This window comes from Nocardia sp. NPDC058497 (assembly GCF_042720195.1).
Classification (GTDB): Bacteria; Actinomycetota; Actinomycetes; order Mycobacteriales; family Mycobacteriaceae; genus Nocardia.
Window position 1 is genome coordinate 1 of the sequence record NZ_JBHXMY010000808.1, and the last position, 2,115, is coordinate 2,115.

Sequence of the window (2,115 nt, forward strand, 5' to 3'; positions counted from 1 at the left end):
GTGGTGGGGGGGACGCCGCGTCGGTGAGCGACGCGCAGAGCCGGGGGGTTGCTGAGGCTTTGCGGCCCGAGACGCGATTGCGGGCGCCCTCGCCGCTCGCCGACACCGCGGTGAGCAACTCCCCGAGCGCATCCTTGTCCGCGGCGACCGTGACCACGCGCGTCAGCTGTGCGTCGTCCAGCGAGTCGACCAGCGTCGTTGTCGAGCGCGCCCGGGGCTCGTCGTGCAGCCGTGCCAGCACCGACAGCGCGGCGAGTAGTTCCTCGTCGGTGCCGGTCGCGCCCGCGCGCAGGATGGTGTCCTGGCGGGCGGGCGTCAGCCTGCCCACCACCGCGTTGAGCCGCTCGGTATCCGGGGTGATCGCCACGGTGCACAGCAGCCCGACGTCGTCGGTGATGCCACGTTCGAGGTCGTCGATCAGGGCGTCGGTCGCGTATTCGATGAACCGGCCGGCGGTGGTGTAGTCCCGGCGCCGGAGCAGTTCGACAGCCGTGGGGATGAGCATTTCGCCGGAGAGCCTGGGCGCGAGCGCGGCGACGGTTCGCGGATCCAGATGCGGGGCCGCGTCGGCCAGATACTCGGCAGGCAGTGCGGACAGGACGTCGGCGACCCGGTCGGGGTGGGCCAGGCCGAGCGATCCGCCCGCGCGGCCACCCACCTCCGGCGGGATCGCGGCGGGGACGATCTTCGTCAGCAGCGCGTTCGGGACCAGCGGCGAGAGCTTGGACAGCCGCGCGAAGACCGGTTCGTCGGCGTCGAAGAGTGCCCCGGAGAGCCGTTCTCGCAGGACGCGCAGGTTCTCCGCGCCGAGCCGGGTGAGGCCGTCGAGTTCCTCGGGCTCGGCCCGCAGGACCTGTGCGAGTTGGTGGAGCTGGCCGTGGGTGAGCAGGTCGGTCATGGCGCTACTTTCCGAACATGATCTTGCGGGCGGGGATGCGCACGAGCCGCGGCAGGAAGCCGAGGGTGTCGTCGATGGCGGTGTCGAGCTCGGCGCGCCGCGTCTGCCGTGCCTTCCGATAGAGCGTCAGCACGGTGACCGCCTCGTCCGGGGTGAGCTGACTGATGACGTCGGCCGGTTCGCCGAGTTCGGCGAGCAGGGCCGTGGTGGCGTCGGACAAGGGGCAGTTCTCCTTCTGGTTGCGGGTGAAAAGTCAGACGGTGCGGCCCACACCTGCGGGTCGCAGACGACACCGTGGTCGGCGAGGCGCCGCGCCATCAATACCGCGTCGGGATAGAGCAATTCGGCGTCGCCCGCCTGGATCACCGGTTTCACCGTGCAGCGCAACGCCGTCGAAACAGCACGGGAGCGCAGACTTACGCCCGGGGATCGGTGCGCCGGAGAGGGGAGTTGTCGGCGGGGTCGTGGTCGGACGACGAGATCATGTCAGCGCCTTTGCTGTTCGGGCACAGGGAACCGTCGCCGTAATGTCCGGCGCGGCAATGCCCTTGCTCGATGGTCGAATGACAAGTATCTAGTCGGGAAATCGTTCTTGTCACTGCACAACGAGAAGAAAGGCTGCGGTCTGCTTTGTTGTCGGAAACGAATCCTCAGGCGATCATTCGTTGTCCGGACTCTTGTTCGGCGGAAACAGCTCGTACACCGTGAGCGCGGCGGCGAGCATCCGCGAATCGTTGGGTTCGGACGGATCGAAACCGGTCAGATCCGCGACCCGCCGAAGCCGGTAGCTGAAGCTGTTCGGATGCAGATGAACCGCGGCGGCCGCGCGTTTGCGATCCCAGCCGAATCGGATGTGTGCCTGCAGCGCATCCAGTAGATGCGGGTGCTCGAGCAGCGGCACGATCCGGGTTGCCAGCCGGTCGCGCGCGGGCCCGGGGCGGGTGAGCTGATATTCGAGCATCAAATCGTCGAGGGTGTAGGTGCCCGTCGGCTTGCCCAGGCTCAGCGCCAAGTCGGAGAGTTCTTTGATCTCCTGTACGGCTTCGGGTAATCGAGTCCGCGCCACGGTGTGGAATTCGATCACCACGACCGACGTGTCGAGTTGCTGAGACAGCTCGGTCGCCACATGTACGTAGCGGATCTCGTCGGTCCCGTCCGCCCGGGGCGGGTGCACAACCTATCCGCGAGTTGCGGCGAACTGTTTTCATTGACTCACT

The 2,115-nt window shown here is 67.5% G+C and carries 2 protein-coding genes and 1 pseudogene; all 3 read right to left on the reverse strand.

The genetic code is table 11. The features are described 5' to 3' along the window. Window positions 1-898, reverse strand: a pseudogene (locus ACFWPJ_RS31220) (hypothetical protein); the annotation flags it as partial. Between the two features lie 4 nt (window positions 899-902). After that, window positions 903-1,118 carry a hypothetical protein gene (locus ACFWPJ_RS31225; RefSeq protein WP_378856866.1) on the reverse strand — a complete coding sequence of 72 codons (216 nt, stop codon included), beginning with the start codon at window positions 1,116-1,118 and terminating at the stop codon, window positions 903-905. A gap of 438 nt (window positions 1,119-1,556) precedes the next feature. Then, complete coding sequence (locus tag ACFWPJ_RS31230; protein WP_378856868.1) at window positions 1,557-2,072, reverse strand: PucR family transcriptional regulator; 516 nt, start codon at window positions 2,070-2,072, stop codon at window positions 1,557-1,559. Between the last annotated feature and the right edge of the window lie 43 nt (window positions 2,073-2,115).